Below are 21,661 nucleotides of genomic sequence, written 5' to 3' on the forward strand. Positions count from 1 at the left end.
CGCAATAAAAAACGCCCGCCTGGAAGGCGGGCGTCTGACTGTTCAATCGACGACTGTATTTATTCCGCGTAAGCGATCAGTAGATCCTTCGCATCGATCTGGTCGCCTGGGCGCACCAGAACTTCCGCGATCTTGCCATCCCGCTCTGCGTGAAGCGCCGTTTCCATCTTCATCGCCTCGATGGAGAGCAACACATCGCCAGCCTTAACCTCCTGGCCTTGATTGACGAAGACGCGGCTGATGACACCCGGCATCGGTGCCCCGACATGCGACACGTTGCCAGGTTCGGCCTTGCGGCGCACGGCAGAGCCGGAAGCACCATGCGTCCGATCCGGCACCTTGATACGGCGCGGCTGACCATTGATTTCGAAAAACACCGTCACCATGCCCTTGTCGTCAACGCCGGATGAAGCCTGATTGACGATGACCAGCGTCTTGCCGCGCTCGATATCGGCAAACAGTTCCTCGCCATCCTCCATTCCGTAGAAATAGGCATGGGTGGGAAGCACCGAGACCGGACCATAAGTTTCGGCGGTGAGCGCGAAATCCGTGAATACCTTCGGATACATCAGATAGGATGCGAACTCGAAATCATCGACCTTGCGCTCCAGCTTGGTCTCGATGGTCTTCCGTTCGGCATCGAGATCGGCATCCGCCAATAGTGAACCCGGACGAACGGTATAGGGCGCTTCGCCCTTCAACGCTTTTTTCTGCAGGGCTTCCGGCCAACCGCCGGGCGATTGTCCGAGATCGCCCTTCAGCATGGAAACCACGGACTCCGGGAAAGAGACCTCGCGCTCGGGATTCTGTACGTCGGCCACTGTCAGATCCTGGCTGACCATCATCAGCGCCATGTCACCGACGACTTTCGAAGACGGCGTCACCTTGACGATATCACCGAACATCCTGTTGGCATCGGCATAAGCCTGCGCCACTTCGTGCCAACGGCTTTCGAGACCCAGCGAACGCGCCTGCTCCTTGAGGTTGGTGAACTGACCACCCGGCATTTCGTGCAGATAGACTTCCGACGCCGGCCCCTTGAGATCGCTTTCGAAAGCCGCATACTGGTTGCGCACGGCCTCCCAATAGAAGGAAATGCGGCGAATCCATTCGGTATCGAGGCCCGTATCGCGTTCCGACCCGGCAAGCGCTTCCACGATCGAACCAAGGCACGGCTGCGACGTATTGCCAGAGAAGGCGTCCATCGCGGCATCGACCGCGTCGACACCCGCATCCACGGCGGCAAGAACCGTCGCTGCCGCAATTCCTGACGTATCATGGGTGTGGAAATGGATCGGCAGACCCGTTTCTTCCCGCAGCGCCTTGAACAGAACCTTGGCGGCAGCCGGTTTCAGCAGGCCCGCCATATCCTTGACGGCAATAATATGCGCGCCTGCGCGTTCCAGTTCCTGGGCGAGATTGGTGTAATATTTCAGGTCGTATTTCGGACGCGCCGAATTGAGGATGTCTCCGGTGTAGCAGATGGCCGCTTCACAGAGCTTGTTTTCCTCCGAGATGGCATCCATCGAGACCCGCATATTCTCCACCCAGTTCAGGCAATCGAAGACGCGGAAAAGATCAATGCCGCCCTTCGCGGCCTGACGGACAAAATACTTCACGACGTTATCCGGGTAGTTCTTGTACCCGACGCCGTTTGCCCCTCGCAGAAGCATCTGCAGCAGCAGGTTGGGAGCACCTTCGCGGATCAGCGCCAGACGCTCCCACGGGTCTTCGGTCAGGAAGCGCATGGAAACGTCGAATGTCGCACCGCCCCAGCACTCCAGCGACAGAAGCTGTGGCAACGCTTTGGCATAGGCGCTGGCGACGCGGGCGATATCATGGGTACGGACACGGGTCGCAAGCAGCGACTGATGTCCGTCGCGCATCGTCGTATCCGTGACGAGTACCCGCTTTTCGTTGCGCATCCAGTCTGCGAAACCCTTCGGGCCGAGCTTGTCCAGCAACTGCTTGGTGCCGTCGGGCGTCGGCGCATCGATATAGGGCACGATGGGCTTTGCCGCCTTGTCCGAGGGCCTTGCGCGTCCCTTAGTTTCCGGGTGGCCGTTCACGGTCACATCGGCGAGATAGGTCAAAAGCTTGGTAGCGCGGTCCTGCCGTTTGACCTGGGCAAAAAGCTCGGGCGTCGAATCGATGAAGCGCGTTGTATAGGTATTGTTGCGGAAACTGTCATGGCCGATGATGGCCTCTAGGAATGTGAGGTTGGTCGCCACGCCGCGGATACGGAATTCGCGCAAAGCGCGATCCATACGGTTGATCGCCTCGTCAGGCCGCGGCGCCCAGGCCGTCACCTTCACAAGCAACGGATCGTAGTAGCGGGTGATGACAGCGCCAGTATAGGACGTGCCGCCGTCCAGACGGATACCGAAGCCTGAAGCGGAGCGATAAGCGGTGATACGGCCATAATCCGGAATGAAATTGTGTTCCGGGTCTTCCGTCGTAATGCGGCACTGGAGGGCGTGGCCATTCAGGCGGATATCCTCCTGCCTCGGCACCCCGGATTCCGGCGTGCCGATGGCGGCGCCTTCCAGAATGTGAATCTGCGCCTTGACGATATCGATACCTGTGACGACTTCCGTAACGGTATGTTCCACCTGAATGCGCGGATTGACCTCGATGAAGTAGAATTTGCCGGTGTCGGCATCCATCAGATATTCGACCGTGCCTGCACCGATATAACTGGTCGCGGCGGCGATCTTCAGGGAATAGGCGGCCAGTTCCTGACGTTGCGCTTCCGACAGATAGGGCGCAGGCGCACGCTCGACGACCTTTTGATTACGCCGCTGAATCGAACAATCACGCTCGAACAGATGCACGACATTGCCGTGCGTGTCGCCGAGGATCTGGCTTTCGACGTGGCGCGCACGCTCGACCAGCTTTTCGAGATAGACTTCGTCCTTGCCGAAGGCGGCCTTGGCCTCGCGCTTGGCTTCCGTCACCTCGCGGGCAAGGTCTTCCTTTTTGCGGATGGCGCGCATGCCACGGCCACCACCGCCCCAGGAGGCCTTGAGCATGACGGGATAACCGATCTCCTCCGCCATACGCTCCACTTCCGCCATGTCGTCCGGCAGTGGGTCGGTGGCGGGAACGACGGGAACGCCAACCGAAATCGCCAGATTACGGGCGGCGACCTTGTTGCCGAGCTGGCGCATCGTATCCGCCGTCGGTCCGATGAAGGTGATGCCCGCCTTGTTGCAGGCCTCGACGAATTCGGGGCTTTCAGACAGAAGACCGTAACCGGGATGAATCGCGTCCGCTCCGGAGAGCTTCGCAACGCGGATAACCTCCTCGATCGAAAGATAGCTCTCGATCGGTCCCATATCCTTGGCGAGATGCGGCCCCCTGCCGACCTGATAGGACTCGTCCGCCTTGAAGCGGTGCAAAGACAGCTTGTCCTCTTCCGCCCAAATCGCAACGGTTTTAATCCCGAGCTCGTTGGCTGCCCGGAAAACGCGGATCGCAATTTCGGATCGGTTGGCAACAAGTATTTTCGATATTTTCAAGACGGTCTCCCCACACGCCAAAACAAAATTCTGCTGCACTGCGGAATTAAGCAGCAAAACCCCGTCTTGGAAAGGGCAATTCCGGCGAGAACTGTTCTGTTTGCGCTAGCTCAGCAAGCCATGGCGGAACGCGAGTGCGACGGTGTGCTGCCGGTTCTTGGCGCTGAAACGACGCTGAATCCCGTTTATATACCAGTCGACCGTATGGTTGGAGATGGATAGCTTGCGGCCGATCTCCGCCGATGTCATGCCATCCGCCATCAGCGCCAGCACTTCCGTCTCACGCCGTGTGAGCTCAAGAGCGGAACCGTCTGGAATATTGCTGAGATCATGGGCCTGACCTGAAAGATCGAGCAGGCGCCAGAAGACCGCCCGGGTCGCAGCATCGAGCAGTTCCACCTGCAAGGAGGGCAATTGCCGGTCCTGTCCACCTATGAACACGGCACCTATGAATCCCGCCCGTCCATGCACGGGAAAAGCATAACCGCCCTGCAAGCCGTAACGGCCGGCATCGTGGAAAAACACGCTCGCCCTTTTCCGATGCATGGCGCGGGGAAGCCCCTCCAGCGCCTCTTTCCAATGAAAGGGTTTGTGCACCATGCCGATCACTTTGCGGACGGGATCGACGAGGTTGTATTTCTTGGCCCTGTAAACCTCTATCCAGCCTTCCGGCAAATGTTGCGCAAGGATTTGGCCGGTGGAGGCCAGCTCGCCGGTCATGCGTCTGCTGACAAGGAAATATTCGAAACCATATTCCCGAATGAGCGTTGCAAATTCTGAACGCACACGTTCGGCGTTTCCCGCCTGGTAACACGCAGAGATGAAGTGAAGAATATCATGCATAAAGACACATGGTCCGGACTTGGCTTGAAGGGGATGACACGAAGGACATGGTCCCGCGATGACGTCATGTTACTCGGGCGCCGGTCGGGTGAGATTGAACATATCGTCGTTAGCAATCCCTGAAACGAAGATGCGAAATCTTGTGACGGCAGGCCCCGGGAAACACCGGGAGGTTTTTTCGGTTCGCATGGACGGCCAATCTGTTAAGCCGCCATTCAGACAGAAAGAGCGATAATTACACAAAATTCGCCGTCTCATGCAACCTTGCTAAAGTAGCATCGTATTGAGGCCGAACAATCAACCGCTCGAAAAGACGCCCGGACTGGATTGAAAATTTGACCTTGTTTCAGGTTTATACACGCGCTCTGCGCTATCTGACCGTTCATAAATGGCGTGTGGCCGTCGTCGTCATCGCCAACGTCATTCTTGCAGCGATCACCATTGCCGAACCCGTGCTGTTCGGCCGGATCATCGACGCCATTTCTTCTGGCTCCAATGTCACGTCCATTCTCATATTGTGGGCGGGGTTCGGCGTCTTCAACACCGTGGCTTACGTAGCCGTCGCCCGCGAAGCCGACCGGCTGGCGCATGGCAGGCGCGCTTCGCTCCTGACGGAGGCCTTCGGGCGCATCATCTCGATGCCGCTTTCCTGGCACCATCAGCGCGGTACGTCCAATGCCCTGCACACCCTCCTGCGCGCCAGCGAAACGCTCTTCGGCCTATGGCTGGAATTCATGCGCACCCATCTCGCGACCTTCGTTGCGCTGGTGCTGCTTGTGCCCACCGCCATGTCCATGGACCTGCGCCTCAGCTTCGTGCTGATTGGCCTCGGCATCGTCTACTGGTTCATCGGCAAATGGGTGATGGGCCGCACCAAGGATGGTCAGGCTTCGGTCGAAGAGCATTATCACAGCGTTTTTGCCCATGTCAGCGATTCCATCAGCAACGTTTCCGTACTGCACAGCTACAACCGCATCGAGGCTGAAACCAAAGCGCTGAAATCCTTCACCGAAAAGCTTCTAAGTGCGCAATATCCCGTACTCGACTGGTGGGCCTTTGCGAGCGCTCTGAACCGCACGGCCTCCACCGTTTCGATGATGATCATTCTCGTGATCGGCACCGTGCTGGTGAAGAACGGCGAGCTGCGCGTCGGCGATGTCATCGCCTTCATCGGTTTCGCCAATCTCCTGATAGGCCGTCTGGACCAGATGCGCCAGTTCGTGACGCAGATTTTCGAAGCCCGCGCCAAGCTTGAGGACTTCTTCGTCCTCGAGGATTCCGTCAAGGAACGCGAAGAACCGGGCGATGCCCGTGAATTGTCGAATGTCTCCGGCACCGTGGAATTCCGCAATGTCAATTTCGGTTTTGCCAACACCAAGCAGGGCGTTCACGATGTCTCCTTTACGGCAAGGGCCGGCGAGACGATCGCGATCGTCGGACCGACAGGTGCCGGCAAGACGACGCTCATCAACCTGCTGCAGCGGGTCTATGATCCCGATTCCGGCCAGATCCTGATCGATGGGACCGATATTTCGACGGTGACGAAAAATTCGCTCCGCAACTCCATCGCCACGGTTTTTCAGGATGCCGGCCTGCTGAACCGCTCGATCCGCGAAAATATCCGCCTTGGCCGTGAATCGGCCACCGATGCCGAAGTGGTGGAAGCAGCGGCGGCCGCTGCGGCGACGGATTTCATCGACAGCCGCATCAACGGCTATCTGACCCAGGTTGGTGAACGCGGCAACCGCCTGTCCGGCGGCGAGCGCCAGCGTATCGCCATTGCCCGTGCGATCCTGAAGAACGCCCCCATTCTGGTTCTCGACGAGGCAACCAGTGCACTCGACGTGGAAACCGAAGCCCGTGTGAAGGCCGCAGTGGATGCGCTGAGAAAGAACCGCACGACCTTCATCATCGCCCATCGCCTTTCCACTGTCCGCGATGCCGATCTCGTTCTGTTCCTCGATCAGGGCCGGATCATCGAAAAGGGCACTTTCGATGAGCTAAGCCAACGCGGCGGTCGCTTTACCTCGCTGCTGCGCACCAGCGGCCTGCTGACGGAAGACGAAGGCCAGCAGCCCCGGCCAAAAGCGATAGCCTCCTGAGGCTCAGGAATGGAATGCCAAAAGGGCGGGCACTGTCGTGTCCGCCCTTTTTCGTTGTCTGCTTCGAAAATATCGGGACATCACGAAGCTTCTACCTCAGTCCCCCAACCGTCATATTCACCACCCAATTTTTGCAGCCGTTGCGCTGAGAAGTTCAATTTCTCGGTCGATCTCATTCGGAGCTTGCGGCTTGGAAAACTCTATACCCCGCCGCGCTGTCTGCGATGCATCCATCGCCTCACGGGTGATGCTGTAGCCACGGGGGACCAAGAAGTCTCTGTACAGCATCTGCCCTTCATGCGTCGGAATATGTGAAATGGTCTATCGGTCTCGATTTGCTGCCATCGTGCCTTGCTTCGCATTGACCGCCCACTGAGCGTTCTTGCCGGCCCTGTATCGCCGTACAGGCGCCATGCCCCAGACGCCAAACAACATCGAAGGCGGGGGAATCTCACAACAAAATTCGGGCCCCTGCGTCACCGCAGGAGCCCGACTTAAAAAGCAAACCGAAGGCCCGCCCGTCTCAGTCGAAGGGGATCACCCTCTCGCCGGCCGCCAAGTCCTTGCCATCGACAGACACCGAAATCTCCGCCGTGCCAGGCTTGCGGCTGACGGCAATGTCTCTAGCCTTGCCGTCGAGCGTGATCTTCACCGAGAAACCGCTCCAGTCTTCCGGCAGCGACGGTGAAATATGCAGCCTGCCGTCAGTGCGGGTGATGCCGAGAATACCCTCGACAGCGGCACGGTAGAGCCAGCCGGCCGAGCCGGTGTACCAGCTCCAGCCGCCACGGCCCGCATAAGCGCCTTCACCGTATACATCCGCGGTCACCACATAAGGTTCGACCCGATAGGTTTCCGACGCTGCCGCATCGAGCGCGTGGTTGACCGGGTTGAGCAGCTTGAAGCAGTTCCAGGCCTCCTGCGCCCTGCCCTGCTTGGCAAGAGCGAGAACCACCCAGGTCGCCGCGTGGGTATATTGTCCGCCATTTTCGCGCACACCTGGCGGATATCCCTTGATGTAGCCCGGATCGTGCGGCGCACGCGAGAATGGCGGCGTGAATAGCCGGATGATGCCGGTCTTTTCATCCACCAGATGCTCCATGACCGCATCCATTGCCTGCCGCGACCGGGCCTCTTCGCCTTCGCCGGAGAGAACGCTCCAGCTTTGGCCGAGCGAATCGATCCGGCATTCCTCGCTTCCGGCGGAACCCAGCGGCGTGCCGTCGTCGAAATAGCCGCGGCGATAATAGCTGCCATCCCACCCCGCGGTTTCGAGCACATTGCGCAGTTTTTCGCGGTGCGAGGCCCATCTGCCGACCCGATCCGTATCACCGCGCTTTTCCGCAATTTCAATGAAATCGCGCAAGGCGCCGGAAAGGAACCAGCCGAGCCAGACACTGGTACCCTTGCCGCCAACGCCGACGCGGTTCATGCCGTCGTTCCAGTCACCGCCGAGGATCAGCGGCAGGCCGTTCTCCCCGGTCCGATGAATGGCAAGATCGAGCGCCAGCGCCGCGTGTTCGTAGAGCGTCGCGGATTTGTCGCTGGTTTCCGGCTGGAAGAAAGCGTCGTGCTGGCCGGGCATCAGCGCCGGCCCCTTCAGGAAGGGAATGCTCTCATCCAGAATGGCGATATCACCGGTCGCCGAAACATACTGGTTGATTGCATAAGCAAGCCATACCACGTCGTCCGAGATAGTGGTGCGGACACCGGCGCCTGTCAGCGGCAGCCACCAGTGCTGAACGTCGCCTTCCGGGAACTGCCGGCCGGCTGCGCGCAGGATCTGCTTGCGAGCGAGATCCGGCTGGTAGAGCAGGAACGCCAGGGTATCCTGAAGCTGGTCACGGAAGCCGAAGGCGCCGCTCGACTGATAGAAGGCCGTGCGCGCCAGAATGCGGCACGCCAGCGCCTGGTAGGGCAGCCAATTGTTGACCATGTGGTTGAAGCCGGCATCCGGCGTGGACACCTGTAATTGGCCGGTAAAACCGGTCCAGAACGCCTTGCTTTCCTCCAGCACGGACTGGAAATCCACACGGCGGACATCCTTCACCAGCGCCTCGGCTTCTTCCGCATTATCGGCATCGCCCAGAATGAAGGTCATGTGCCGTTCTTCGCCGGGCTTAAGGTGGATTTCCTGCATCAGCGCCGCACAGGGATCGCCGTCAACCTCGGTGCTGCCGCTGAGTGCGTTACCCGACACGATCGCCTGCGGGGCCTGTGCCGAACCAAAGCGGCCAATGAATTCCCGACGACTGGTGGTGAAACCGCTCGCCTCCGTATCAAGCGTTAGGAACGCCGTGCGTGCGCTGTAGTCGATGCTGTAGGGGTTCGACGCGAAGATCGCGTTGTTGCCCGCATCATGTCTGCTCAGAATGAACGGCGCTGATTTCTGTCCGTTATTGCCCAGCACCCATTCGACATAGGCATAAACCTTCAGCCGGCGGCTTTTGGAGCCTTTGTTGCGAACGATGACCTGCGCGAACTTGACCGGCTTTTCACGATCGACGGTCTGTGTCACCTCGACTTCAAGTGTGTCGGCAACGCCGGTCAGGATGGAGTAGCCCAGGCCGTGACGGGTTTCGAACATGGCTTCGGGATCACGCGACAACGCGGCACACGGCGTATAGAGCTTTCCTGTGTCCACATCGGCGACATAGAAGGCCTCGCCCGGCCGGTTGATGACAGGGTCATTGCTCCACGGCGTCAGTTGATAATCGCGCGAATTGCGGCTCCAGCTGAAACCGGCGCCTTCGGCCGAAATATGGAAGCCGAAATTCTCGTTCGAGATGACGTTGATCCACGGATGCGGGGTGGACTGCCCACCATGGAGACGCACCACATATTCCTGTCCGTTCCTGGCGAAGCCGCCGAAACCGTTCCAGAAATCGAGATCACCCGCGTCTTCGACCGGCTCCGCAACCGGGAAAGCCGGGACCGGCAGACGGGCCTGTGCGGCGTCGCTTGTGCCATCGGGACCACGATGGGCCGCAAACAGCGATACCGCGCGGTTGATCTGGTCCACGATCTTGCCATTGCGCACATGGAGTACAACGCGGGAAGCGGCCAGAAGCGCGCTCCACGTCTCTTCATCCATCAGGTCACGGCGCACGGAGAAGACGTGCGGGCGACCGCCATCGGCGGGATTGATGCGGCGTTGTGCTTCGGAAATATGATCCAGCGCATGCTGCATGTCCTGCGCGTAGGATGCGGCCCGTTCGTTAACGATAACGAGATCGAAGATCACGCCGCGCGAACGCAGATATTCATGGGCACTCAGCGCCTCACGGGCGATGTCCATGTCCATATCGTCGTTGATGCGCAGGCTGAAAATCGGGAAATCGCCGGAAATCGCAAGCGGCCACAAGGCGCGCTGCGAAGCGAGTCCTGTTTTCAGCGTTTCCGAATCCGCACGCAGATGCATGTCGGGATAGGTCAGATATCGGCCGAGATGCTGGAAGGCGGCCGCCTGCTGTGAGGTGACGCCCACATGGCGCATCTGCACCTGTGTACGCGTCCAGGCATGAACGAGTTCATGCGCGAAAGCATCAGGATGACGATAACGGTCGATCGCCTTGTCGACTTCCTCGCGGCTCGGCGCGGCAATCGTCCAGAAGATCACGCTCACCTTCTTGCCTGCCGGCACGCGCACGGTGCGTCGCAGCGACAGGATGGGGTCGAGCGTGAAGCCGTCAGTGCTGGAAAGCGTCGCACCGGCATCGAAAGCCGCCGCTTCGCGCAGCGAACGGCCACGACCGATGAATTTGGCGCGATCCGTCTCGAATTCCGTCGGGCGCGACGGGCCGGCATTATCGGCGGCCAGATGCGCAATGACGGTGCCCGGCTCGTTCGGGCTGCGACGGTTGCGCCAGGCGCGGATGACGTCGCCACGCCGGCCGATCTCCGTCTGCACGAACATGCGCGAGAAGAGCGGATGGGCGTTGTCGTCATCCTCAGACGCAATGACCGGCTCCATATAGGAAGTCACTTCGATATAGCGATCCTCGGAACCGACATTGAGCAGGGTGACGCGTCGGCCTTCTGCATCGTGCTCGGTGGCGACGATGCATTCTACAACGCTCTGCAGGTCGCCGGTGGTCTTGTGGAACTCGGCCTTGTCGTCGGTGAAGACTGTCTTGGTCTTTTCACCCTCGAAGACACGCGGCTCCGCAGTCGCACTCCACCATTGCCCGTTGGTGGTGTCGCGCAGGAAGATGAAGGTGCCCCAGCGGTCTTCGGTCGGATCGGCCTTCCAGCGGGAAATCGCCTGCCCGTTCCATTTCGAATAACCCGCACCCGTCGAGGTGAGCATGGTCGAATAATGACCATTCGACAGGAACACCACCTCACGGTCGCGCGCCGCCGGATCGGCAATGGAGCGCACTTCCGCCCGCAGCAGGTCGGCCTGTTCCTTGCCGGGGGTCTCCGGTTCGTATTTGGCGCTCATGACCGGCACTTCGCGCGGCGCCTTTTCCTGCAGCAGCAGTTCAGCTGCCTCGATCACCGGATCGGAATGGAAGAGTTCACGCAGCACGCCGTCAAAGGCGACGTTGGCGACGGCCGCAATCGACATGCCATGGTGGTGGGCATAATAGTTGTAGACCACCGCGCAGACCTTGCCATCGGGCACACGCGTTGGCGTGAAATCCACCGCATCGTGGAAACCGTATTGGCCAAGTGCGCCAAGCTTGCGCAGCTTGTCGAGGTTTTCAAGTGCACCATCCGGATCGTATTGGCTGGCGAGGATCGATGCATAGGGCGCGATTACCGCATTCTGGCCAAGGCCACGCTTGAGGCCCAGCGTCGGCACACCGAAGTTGGTGTACTGGTAGTTCATGTTGTGATCGCGGGCATTAAACGCCGCTTCGGAAATGCCCCATGGCGTGCCCAGACGGCGGCCGTGATTCATCTGTTCCTTGACGATCAGGTTGTTGGTCTGGTTGAGGATACCCCCCTGACGCTCCTGCATCACAAGCGGCGGCATCAGATATTCGAACATGGAGCCCGACCAGGACACCAGCGCGCCCTGCGCACCGATCGGCACGACCTGACGGCCAAGGCGGTACCAGTGCTCAGTCGGCAGATCGCCCTTCGCGATGGCGAAGAGGCTGGTCAGACGGCATTCCGACGCCAGAAGGTCATAGCAGGCCTCATCCAGCTCCTTGCTTTCGACGCGATAGCCAATGGACAGAAGGCGGCGATCCTTGCGGTAAAGGAACGTGAAATCCATCGAGAAAGCGAGATTGCGGCTGCGGTCGCGCAGCGAAGCGAGACGCTGGCGCAAGGGCTCGACATTGGTCAGGTCGATGGCGCTGTCGGAAATATGGGCTTCGCAGCACTCGACCAACAGCTGCGCCCAACGCGTCACTTCGGTGCTCTGTGTGGACTTCACCTCGTGGTCGACATTGGTGGCAAGCTTCTGAATGTCACGCGCAAGCACCGCCAGGTTGATGACGCGAATGGAGGCGAATTCGTGCTCGCGCTTGACGGATGCCAGCGCGTTCGAGAAGCCGATGATACGCTCTTCGAGACGGCGATGCAGCGGCCGCAGGTTCTTGCGGTCGTCGGGCAAGGCCTTCAGCGTTTCCCGCAGAATGCCGGCGACATCGCCGATACCGTCGAGGTTGCCCTGAAGATGTGCCGACGGCGCTTCCGCCCAATCGCGGCAAGCGGAAGAAACCGCAATCAAATGGCCGGCGAGGTTGCCGCTGTCCACGGCCGAAACATAACGCGGTCCAAGCGTCTGCAAGGTATCGGTGTGATACCAGTTGTAGAGATGGCCACGATATTTTTCCATCTTCTCAACGGTCTGGATCGTGTTCTCGATGCGCTCCAGCGTGTCGGCAAAGCTGATCCAGCCAAACTGACGGGCGGAGATGACGGAGAGCAGATAAACGCCGATATTGGTGGGAGACGTGCGCGAGGCAACGATCGGTTCCGGCGTCTCCTGGAAATTGTCCGGCGGCAGGTGGTTTTCCTGCGGTGTCACGAAGGTCTCGTAATAACGCCAGGTACGACGCGCGATCTTGCGTAGTTCGAACGAGACGTGCTCGGAAACGAACAGCCGGTCTTCGGTCTCGGCTGACTGGCTGACATACCAGGCAACGGCGGGCGACAGCACCCACAGCAGCGTAAAGGGAATGCCGATCAGGAAGGCATTGTCGCCCGGCAGCGCCGCGAACAGAAGGCCGAGCATCGCCACAACGGGGGCGTGCCACATCTGACGATAATAATCGATGATGCTGCCCTGCGCACTGGACTGGATACTGGCGGCGGTGCGCCATTCCAGCATCAGCTTGTGGCTGACGAGCAGGCGGTAGAGCGAACGCGCAATCGCATCTGTCATCATGCAGGCGGCATCGGCGATGAAGACGATTCTCAGCGCGACTTGCGCATTGGTGGCGCGGATTTCAGACCAGATGGTGTGGAAATGCGCCTGCGGCACGATGTCTGTCGAACGCGGCACAAGGCCGGAAAGCAGCGAAAGCGTCGGTGCAACGAAGAGCGAGAAGATCAGCAGGATCTGCCAGATCAGCGCCCCGAGCGGATCCATGAAATACCAGCCGAGGATCGAGGCGAAGAACCAGGCGATCGGCGTCAGTGAGCGACGCAGATTGTCGACCATCTTCCACCGTCCGATAGCGGTGACGCCGCGGGCGCGGTCGAGAATATAGGGAAGCAGCTGCCAGTCGCCACGCGCCCAGCGATGCTGACGCGAAACTTCCACCTCATAGCGCGTCGGGAAGTCCTCCACGAGTTCCACATCGGTTACCAGCGCGCAACGCGCAAACGAACCTTCAAGCAGGTCGTGGCTGAGGACGGAGTTTTCTTCGATACGGCCCTTCAGCGCCGCCTCGAAAGCATCCACGTCGTAAAGACCCTTACCGGTGAAGGTGCCTTCGGAGGTCAGGTCCTGGTAAACGTCGGAAACCGTGAAGACGTAGGGATCGATACCGCGGTTGATGGAAAAGACACGCTGGAAAACCGAAGCATCCTGGCCCGTGGTCAGGGAAGGTGTGACGCGCGGCTGCAGCAGACCGTAACCTTCGACCACCCGACCGGATTCAGGATCGATCCTGGGGCGGTTGATCGGATGGTGCATCTTGCCGACCAGCTTCGTCACCGCATCGCGCATCAGGCGCGTATCGGCGTCCAGCGTCATGACATATTTCACACCTTCCGGAATGATATTCGCGCCGCCGAGGAACGTCGTGTCCTTGTCGCCGCGCAGCAGCATGTTCAGCTCATGCAGCTTGCCGCGCTTGCGCTCCCAGCCCATCCAGCAGCCTTCAGCCGGATTGTAGATGCGACGGCGATGCAGAAGGTAAAATCGTGTCTTGCCGTCAAAGGCGTAGCGGCTGTTCAGTGCTGCCAGCTCGCGCTTGGCATATTCGAGTATCTCAAGATCATCCTCGGACTGCTCGTATTGCGCGTCGCGCCAGTCGCTCACCAGCGAGAAATAGATCTCACCATGCGGATTGGCGAGATAATGCACCTCGATATTGCGCATCATCTCGTCAACGCTGTCGCGACTGGTCAGCATGCAGGGCACGGCGACCAATGTGCGCGCGTCCTCGGGAATTCCATTCTTGAACTCGTATCCGACCAGCCGGAACGGTTTCACGAAGAAAGTGACAAGGGTGTTGAAGAGGCCGGTCGCGCCCTCCGAGGCGGGCAGAGCGAACATCAGCAGGAAAGCGGTGACAACATACCAGGGCATGCCCGCTTCGGCGAGGAACCACCCGACCGCCAGCATGGCGACCGCGGTGATGAGAAGCACTGGCGCTGCAATTGCCAGCCAGTTGAACTTCCGCATCGCCCGGACGATACGCTGCGATACTAGGGGCCGGTATCCCAGCGCCTTTTCAAGCTCGAAACGACGCTGACCCACCAGCACGGAGCCGACATTGACGGGATGCGTCTCGTCCGCCTCTGCGGGCATATCGGTACGCGCCATTTCGACAGCGGCACGGGCGACCTCAACTTCGGTCTTGGGAGAACGACGCGCCAGAAGTTCGATGGTATTGCGGTAGGTGTTCCGGGAGCCGAAATCGAGCGTTTCGTAATCGGTTTCTTCGCGCAGAACCTTGTCGATATGGCTGACTTCCTCGAACCACACCGACCATTCGGTATCATCGATCTCGCGCAGGCTCTTGACGATGTTGCCCATCGTCACGTTGCCGGATGCGAGGCGATTATGTTCCGACATCATCACGTTTTCAGCGTCGGTGCCGGCAGCGTGAAGACGCTCTTCGAGCCATGCGACGGCAAAACCCGATGTCTGCGAGCCGTTTCGGAGGCGATAAAGGAACTGCGTCGCGAAAGTCGGGTCATCGACCAGCGAATCGACCTGGTTGAGAAGTGCTGCCGACGCTTCCGCATCGTTCAGGCGGATAATCTCGTCGACCACCTCATTCGCCTTCTGGCGCATGCGGCGCGAACGCTCCACACGGATGGAGATGCGGCGAAGATTTTCGATGAGGACAAAACGGATGATCGAGGGCAGCGCCCACAATTCACCGATCTGCAGCGTCTTCGAGGTCTGGTAGCCATCCACCAGCGCCGTCATGTTTTCGCGCGATACCGTGCTGTGGGTGTGGGCAACATAAAGCCAGCCGAGCGCCATGACCCGCGGGATCGTCACGCCGCCCACCGTCATTGTCGGCAGCTGGCGATAGAACTTGCGCGGAAAATCACGACGGACTTCCTGGATCGCCTCTTCGATGACGTAGTGGTTGTCGAGAAGCCATTCCGCCGCCGGCGTTATCGTCGCGCCATTTTCCGCGTCGACCGCCGTTGTGCGATAGACCCTGAGGATTTCCTTTTCATTCTCGCGATGACGCTCGAAGAAATCGAACTCCATGAAGCCGGGAAGGCTGTCGGCGCCATCGCGGGAAAGCGCGGCGCCCGCATCATGCAGTTCCTCGACCGTCATATAGGACGCGCGGATCGAATCATTATGATCGATCTGCTTCGTCTCGGAATCACGGGCGGCGGCGGTCGGGGTGATATGAAATGACATCGGGCTCGTATTCTGAACTTTATGGAGACTTGTTCGACTTGGCCGGCATTTCGTCCGTGGCGGGAACACACACGAAAATCGGCCACGCTATATTTATGACTTATCCTGAACCTTCGGTGAACCGGACCGGACGCCTGGATGAGAGGACCGTCCGGCAGGAAGGCGCCGCATACTGCTGCACAATGTTTGCAATCTGTTTGTGGGGCTTGAGATCAGCGCGTGCAGGGAGCTTCCGGTGACAGAAAGATCTCATCCTGCGGCCCGGCAACGCCGTTCCGACCGGATTTCGCACCCTCCCCGACGGCGAAATTTGTGCGCGCAACGCCCGATGGTCCCCCGTTGATAACCTGAAGGGCAACACGAAACCGGAACGGTTCGCGCTACATCCGAAAGACGCTAATGCCCCAGGACATCAATAGTTCCATGCCACCTGTCGCGACCCGATGCAAGCGCTGAATTTCAGGCCGTCTGAGTGCCTGCAGCGCCCCTTACATGCCCATGCATATGCTGCTATGTCATTTTGAAAAAGCACCGTAAAAAACGGCGAAACCCGGGACTTCGAAAATGACCAGACAGACCGCCACCATGACGTCTTTTGCCAATCATATGCTGGATGTGGTGGCAATCCGCCGCCACTTGCACCGTCACCCTGAAATAGGCCTCTCCGAGTTCAAGACCTCGGATTTCATTGCCGAACAATTGCTGGCGATGGGGTACGAGGTAACGCGCGGGCTCGCCGGCACTGGCGTTGTCGCCACGCTACGCAATGGTGACAGCACGCGCACACTTGGCATTCGAGCCGATATCGACGCCCTGCCGATCCACGAAGAAACGGGGGCGGAATATGCAAGTGCCAATCAGGGCGTGATGCATGCCTGCGGCCATGATGGCCATACTGCCATGCTTCTCGGCGCAGCGAAGATCATCGCCGAACGCAGGAATTTTAACGGAACGCTGCATCTGATCTTCCAGCCGGCGGAGGAAAATTTCGGCGGCGCCCGCATCATGATCGAGGACGGCCTGTTCGACCGCTTTCCCTGCGATGCGGTTTTTGCACTCCACAACGACCCTGGCCTGCCCTTCGGGCACTTCGTGCTGCGCGACGGGCCGATCCTTGCCGCGGTCGACGAGTGCAAGATCACCGTCAACGGTTATGGCGGCCACGGTGCCGAACCGCAGGATGCCGCTGACCCTATCGTTGCCGGGGCAAGCATCATCATGGCGCTGCAGACTGTGGTTTCACGCAACATCCATCCGCAGCTGTCGGCGGTCGTCACCGTTGGCGCCTTCCATGCCGGTGCTGCCAGCAACGTCATTCCCGAAACGGCGGAAATGCTACTGACCATCCGTTCCTTCGATCCGGGCGTGCGCGATGAGCTGGAAAAGCGCATTCGGGCGATAGCCGAAGGCCAGGCGGCCAGCTACGGCATGAGCGTCACCATCGATTACGAGCGCGGTTATAATGCAACCGTCAACCACAGGGCGGAAACGGATTATGTCGCCGATCTCGCCCGCCGTTTTGCCGGGCCTGAAAAGGTCGCAGAAATGCAGCGCCCGTCGATGGGCGCGGAAGACTTTGCCTACATGCTGGAGAAACGGCCGGGCTGTTATTTCTTCCTCGGCACCGCACGAACCGACAACGACCCGCCGTTGCACCATCCAAAATTTGATTTCAACGACGAAATCCTGCCAATCGGAACCGCTTTCTGGGTCGATCTTGCGGAAGATTACCTGAAGTCGTGAATGGGAATGAAAAAGGCCGGTCGGAGGAGCGACCGGCCTTTTGTTCTCAAATTACCTGATGAGAAGATCGGGAGGATCAGGGAACGAGACCGAATATGACGGCAGCGACAAAGGCCATGCAGACGCCGACGAGAGCCGCATGAACCGAATCTTTCCAGTTGCGCGGCGACTGGGGCTGCGAAACAAAGTCTTTTACTTTTCCTGCCTTGGAATAAGACATTGTACACTCCCTTCCTGCTCGGCCCTTCAAAGCGGGCATTGCTTATTTCACTGGTAGAATAGCTTTATTCCCCACTGTTTCAGTAGAGATAATATTCCATAAGATAGGTGCATCGGGAAAAATACGGATTGCAACTTGCCGGACGGCAAGCATCAATCTACCCATTGCGCGGCATCAGCGCGACGGGGCGCGTTCCGTCTGAAGGCAATGCGGACACGGAAAATACCATGACAGATATCGACGCCATCATCATTGGAGCCGGTGTGATCGGCCTGGCGACAGCGCGAGAACTCGCTATGCGCGGCCTCTTCGTCGTCATCCTGGAAAGCGAAAAGGAATTTGGCTCGGTCACTTCCTCCCGCAACAGCGAAGTCATCCACGCAGGCCTTTATTACCCGCCTGGAAGCCTCAAGGCCCGACTTTGCGTGGAGGGCAAGGAGCGTCTTTATGCTTTCTGCCAGAGCCACGGCGTTGCTCATCGCCGCTGCGGCAAACTCATCGTCGCCACGAGCCATGAAGAGACGGCCATGCTCGCCACTCTCCAGGAGAAGGGCAAGGCCAACGGATGTAACGATCTTGAGCTGATTGATGAACGACAGGCGGTTTTACTCGAACCCGCGCTTACCTGCGTTGCAGCCCTTACGTCACCTTCGACCGGTATCATCGACGGTCACGGATACATGCTGGCGCTGTTCGGAGACGCACAGGATCACGGCGCGGCCATGGCCGTCAACGCCCCCTTCGAAAGGGCGGAAGTGGCGGGCGATGGTTTTCGGATCCACGTCGGCGGCGCGGAGCCCACCAGCCTGACGTGCCGGCTGCTCATCAATTCCGCCGGACTTGTTGCGCCGATGTTGGCGAGAAAGATAGAGGGATTGCCGGAGGATGGTATCCCGCAGGCGCGTTTCGCCAAGGGCAGCTATTTTTCGCTGGCCGGCAAGTCACCCTTTTCAAGGCTCATCTACCCGGCACCTCATACTCATGGCCTTGGCGTACATCTCACCCTCGATCTTGCTGGGCAGGCTCGTTTCGGCCCGGATGTGGAGTGGGTGGACGCCATCGATTACGCCGTCGATTCCCAACGCATGGAAGGTTTTGATGATGCGATACGGCGTTATTGGCCGCGCCTTCCCGACCATGCGTTGATTCCGGCCTATTCTGGAATCCGGCCGAAGATTTCAGGTCCGGACGAACCCGCTATGGATTTCCGCATTGACGGGCCGGAGACGCATGGCGTCAACGGTCTCGTCAATCTCTTCGGCATCGAAAGCCCCGGCCTTACTGCCTCGCTGGCCATCGCCAACGAGGTCGCGGCGCGGCTTGGGGCTTGATCCCAACCCGCTCAGCCGAAACGGGACAGCGCACCCGTCATGACCTCCGGATCGACATTGCCGCCGGAAGCGACTGCGATCACCGTTTCACTCTCCAGTTCATCGCCATGGAAGAGGGCCGCCGCCAGGGCCACCGCTCCACCGGGCTCAACGACGATCTTCAGCCGGTTGAAGGCGAGAACCATTGCCCGCAGCGCTTCCTCTTCGGTCACGGCGATGCCTTTCCCGCAAAGCCCAACCATGATCGGGAAGGTGATGTTACCGGGCTGCGGCGTAACGATCGCGTCGCAGATCGAACCCGAGGTCGTGGCGTTCCGCTCGATCTTGCCCGAGGCAAGAGAGCGTGCCACATCATCGAACCGCTCCGGTTCCGAAGTCCTGACCTTATAGTTCGGTGCTTTCGCTGCAAGCGCAAGGGATATGCCGGATGTAAGGCCACCGCCGCCGCACGGCACCAGGATCTCGGCTGAATCGATACCCAGTTCCGCCCCCTGTTCAGCAATCTCGAGCCCCACCGTCCCCTGCCCGGCAATGACCAGCGGTTCGTCATAGGGCCTGATCAGCGTCAACCCGCGCTCGCGCGAAATGCGGTCCCCAATGGCATCGCGATCCTCATTCGCGCGGTCATAAAGCACCACCTCCGCGCCATAAGCACGGGTATTGTCGATTTTGATCTTCGGCGCATCCGTCGGCATGATGATGACGGCGGGAACGCCGTGGAGGCTGGCGGCAAGCGCCACGCCCTGCGCATGGTTACCGGAGGAAAAGGCGATGACGCCTTTGGCGCGGACCTCCGCAGGCAGGCCTGAGACGGCCGACCAGCCGCCACGAAACTTGAAGGAACCCGTTCTTTGCAGGCATTCAGCTTTTACGAAGAGCTTTCGCCCGGCAATCTCGTCCAGAAAAGGTGATGAGAGAAGCGGCGTGCGAACCGCTTGAGTGCCGATGCGCTCCCGCGCGGCTTCTATCATCGAAATATCAGTCATGTCCTGCCCCTATAATGCGGATGTGCAGGCACCTTATGAGGTCACACGCATTTACGAAACCGCCCGAAAAGAAAAATCCCCGGACGTGGCCGGGGATTCTGGTCGTGTGATCAATGATTGTGCCGGGGCATCTTCTCGGCAATGCGGCGGAAATCCGCAGCGCCTTCCAGAACCGCGCCGTCCGAAAGCTGCGTTACCGACTGACGATAAATGCGCTGCCAGGGCGTCGCATCCGCGGGAACAGCGGGAATGCCGTCTGCCTTGCGGGCTGCAAGCTCCTCATCCGGCACCAGCACGTTACACTCGCCCTTGTTGAAGTCGATGCGGATCACATCGCCCGTGCGAAGCCACGCCAGGCCACCGCCGGCAGCACTTTCGGGCGAGGCGTTGAGAATGGACGGACTGTCCGCCGTTCCCGATTGCCGGCCGTCGCCGATCGTCGGCAGGCTGGTGATTCCTTTTTTCAAAAGCGCATCCGGCGGCTGCATGTTGACGACCTCGGCCGAGCCGGGCCAGCCAAGCGGCCCCGCACCACGAATGACGAGAATGGTACGCTCATCAATATTGAGGGACGGATCATTGATGCGGGCGTGATAGTCTTCCGAACCGTCAAAAACCACGCATCTGCCCTCGAAAATTCCCTCGTGCCCCGGCTCGTTGAGATAGCGCTGCCGGAACTCCGCCGAGATCACGCTCGTCTTCATGATGGCGAAATCGAACAGATTGCCCTTGAGAACCAGGAAACCTGCTCGTTCCTTCAGCGGCTTGTCGTAAGGAAGGATCACATCTCGGTCGGTCGATTCCCGACCTTCCAGATTTTCCGCCACAGTTCTACCGGTCACGGTCCGACAGCTTCCATCGAGCTTGCCCGACTGCAGAAGCTCCCACATGATGGCGGGCGTGCCGCCGGCGCGGTGATATTTCTCACCGAGCCATTTGCCGGCCGGCTGTATGTTCGCCAACAGCGGAATATCGTAACCGTGGACCTGCCAGTCCTCTTCACGGAGTTCAACGCCCGCATGTTTCGCCATGGCCGCGAGATGCGGCTGGGCATTGGTAGAGCCACCGATCGCCGAGTTGACGCGGATCGCGTTCAGGAAGGCTTCGCGCGTCATGATGTCCGAGGGCTTGATATTCTCAACAACCAGTTCGACGGCGCGGCGGCCGGTGCGATAGGCCATCTGGCCGCGCTCACGGTAAGCGGCGGGGATTGCGCCGCAGCCGGTAAGCGACATGCCAAGCGCTTCCGCGATGGCGTTCATGGTCGACGCCGTGCCCATGGTGTTGCAATGCCCGACCGATGGCGCGGATTCCAGCGCCGCCTGCAGAAACTCCTCCCGGGTGATTTCGCCAGCGCCATATTTGCGGCGCATGCGCCAGATCACAGTGCCGGAACCGACCAGATCGCCCTCATGATAACCGTCGAGCATCGGCCCGCCGGAGAGCACGATGGCCGGAATATCGACCGTGCTTGCCGCCATCAGTGCCGAGGGCGTGGTCTTGTCGCAGCCCGTCGTTAACACGACACCGTCGAGCGGATAACCGTAAAGCACTTCCACAAGGCTGAGATAGGCAAGATTGCGGTCGAGCGCTGCCGTCGGGCGCTTGCAGTTTTCGAACATCGGATGGGTCGGGAATTCGATAGGAATACCGCCCGCATCACGGATGCCGTCGCGCACACGCTTCACCAACTCCACATGGACGCGGTTGCAGGGCGTAAGATCGCTGCCGCTCTGTGCGATGCCGATCACCGGCTTGCCGGAACGCAGTTCTTCCGGCGTTACGCCATAATTCATGAAGCGCTCCAGATAGAGCGCCGTCATGTCGAGATGATCAGGGTTGTCGAACCAGTCCTGCGATCGCAGCCGGCGCATGGGTGTCTTCTCGTCGCTCATA

At 59.6% G+C, this 21,661-nt stretch carries 9 protein-coding genes; 3 read left to right on the forward strand and 6 right to left on the reverse strand.

The window, feature by feature from the left end:
* Window positions 1-59: 59 nt before the first annotated feature.
* Together pyc and HQN82_RS11560 are read right to left on the reverse strand one after the other, a co-directional pair.
* Window positions 60-3,521 (reverse strand): pyruvate carboxylase, encoded by a 3,462-nt coding sequence (gene pyc, locus HQN82_RS11555; protein ID WP_173614904.1) that lies wholly within the window; start codon window positions 3,519-3,521, stop codon window positions 60-62.
* Between the two features lie 105 nt (window positions 3,522-3,626).
* Window positions 3,627-4,364 carry a helix-turn-helix transcriptional regulator gene (locus tag HQN82_RS11560; protein WP_004443990.1) on the reverse strand — a complete coding sequence of 246 codons (738 nt, stop codon included), beginning with the start codon at window positions 4,362-4,364 and terminating at the stop codon, window positions 3,627-3,629.
* Between the two features lie 335 nt (window positions 4,365-4,699).
* On the opposite strand from HQN82_RS11560, the gene HQN82_RS11565 reads away from it, so the two are divergent.
* Window positions 4,700-6,466 (forward strand): glucan ABC transporter ATP-binding protein/ permease, encoded by a 1,767-nt coding sequence (locus HQN82_RS11565; protein WP_004443992.1) that lies wholly within the window; start codon window positions 4,700-4,702, stop codon window positions 6,464-6,466.
* A gap of 523 nt (window positions 6,467-6,989) precedes the next feature.
* Here the strand turns inward: HQN82_RS11565 and HQN82_RS11570 are convergent.
* A complete protein-coding gene (locus HQN82_RS11570) occupies window positions 6,990-15,485 on the reverse strand; it encodes a glycoside hydrolase family 94 protein (protein WP_173614905.1) in 8,496 nt (2,831 codons plus the stop codon).
* A gap of 564 nt (window positions 15,486-16,049) precedes the next feature.
* On the opposite strand from HQN82_RS11570, the gene HQN82_RS11575 reads away from it, so the two are divergent.
* A complete protein-coding gene (locus tag HQN82_RS11575; RefSeq protein WP_162699294.1) occupies window positions 16,050-17,228 on the forward strand; it encodes a M20 aminoacylase family protein in 1,179 nt (392 codons plus the stop codon).
* A gap of 76 nt (window positions 17,229-17,304) precedes the next feature.
* On the opposite strand, the gene HQN82_RS11580 is transcribed toward HQN82_RS11575, so the two are convergent.
* Window positions 17,305-17,448, reverse strand: coding sequence for a hypothetical protein (locus HQN82_RS11580; protein WP_004443999.1), 144 nt, complete (start codon window positions 17,446-17,448; stop codon window positions 17,305-17,307).
* Between the two features lie 227 nt (window positions 17,449-17,675).
* Between HQN82_RS11580 and HQN82_RS11585 the strand changes: the two genes are divergently transcribed.
* Window positions 17,676-18,779, forward strand: coding sequence for an NAD(P)/FAD-dependent oxidoreductase (locus HQN82_RS11585; RefSeq protein WP_173614906.1), 1,104 nt, complete (start codon window positions 17,676-17,678; stop codon window positions 18,777-18,779).
* 11 nt (window positions 18,780-18,790) lie between these two features.
* Here the strand turns inward: HQN82_RS11585 and HQN82_RS11590 are convergent, their stop codons facing one another.
* Together HQN82_RS11590 and HQN82_RS11595 are read right to left on the reverse strand one after the other, a co-directional pair.
* Window positions 18,791-19,765, reverse strand: a complete 975-nt coding sequence (locus tag HQN82_RS11590; RefSeq protein ID WP_112765651.1) for a threonine ammonia-lyase — start codon at window positions 19,763-19,765, stop codon at window positions 18,791-18,793.
* Window positions 19,766-19,875: 110 nt separating this feature from the next.
* On the reverse strand, window positions 19,876-21,660 hold the full coding sequence (locus HQN82_RS11595; RefSeq protein WP_112765652.1) for an IlvD/Edd family dehydratase: 1,785 nt from the start codon (window positions 21,658-21,660) through the stop codon (window positions 19,876-19,878).
* Window position 21,661 lies beyond the last annotated feature (1 nt).

It is taken from the genome of Agrobacterium pusense, assembly GCF_013285525.1.
GTDB lineage: Bacteria > Pseudomonadota > Alphaproteobacteria > Rhizobiales > Rhizobiaceae > Agrobacterium > Agrobacterium pusense.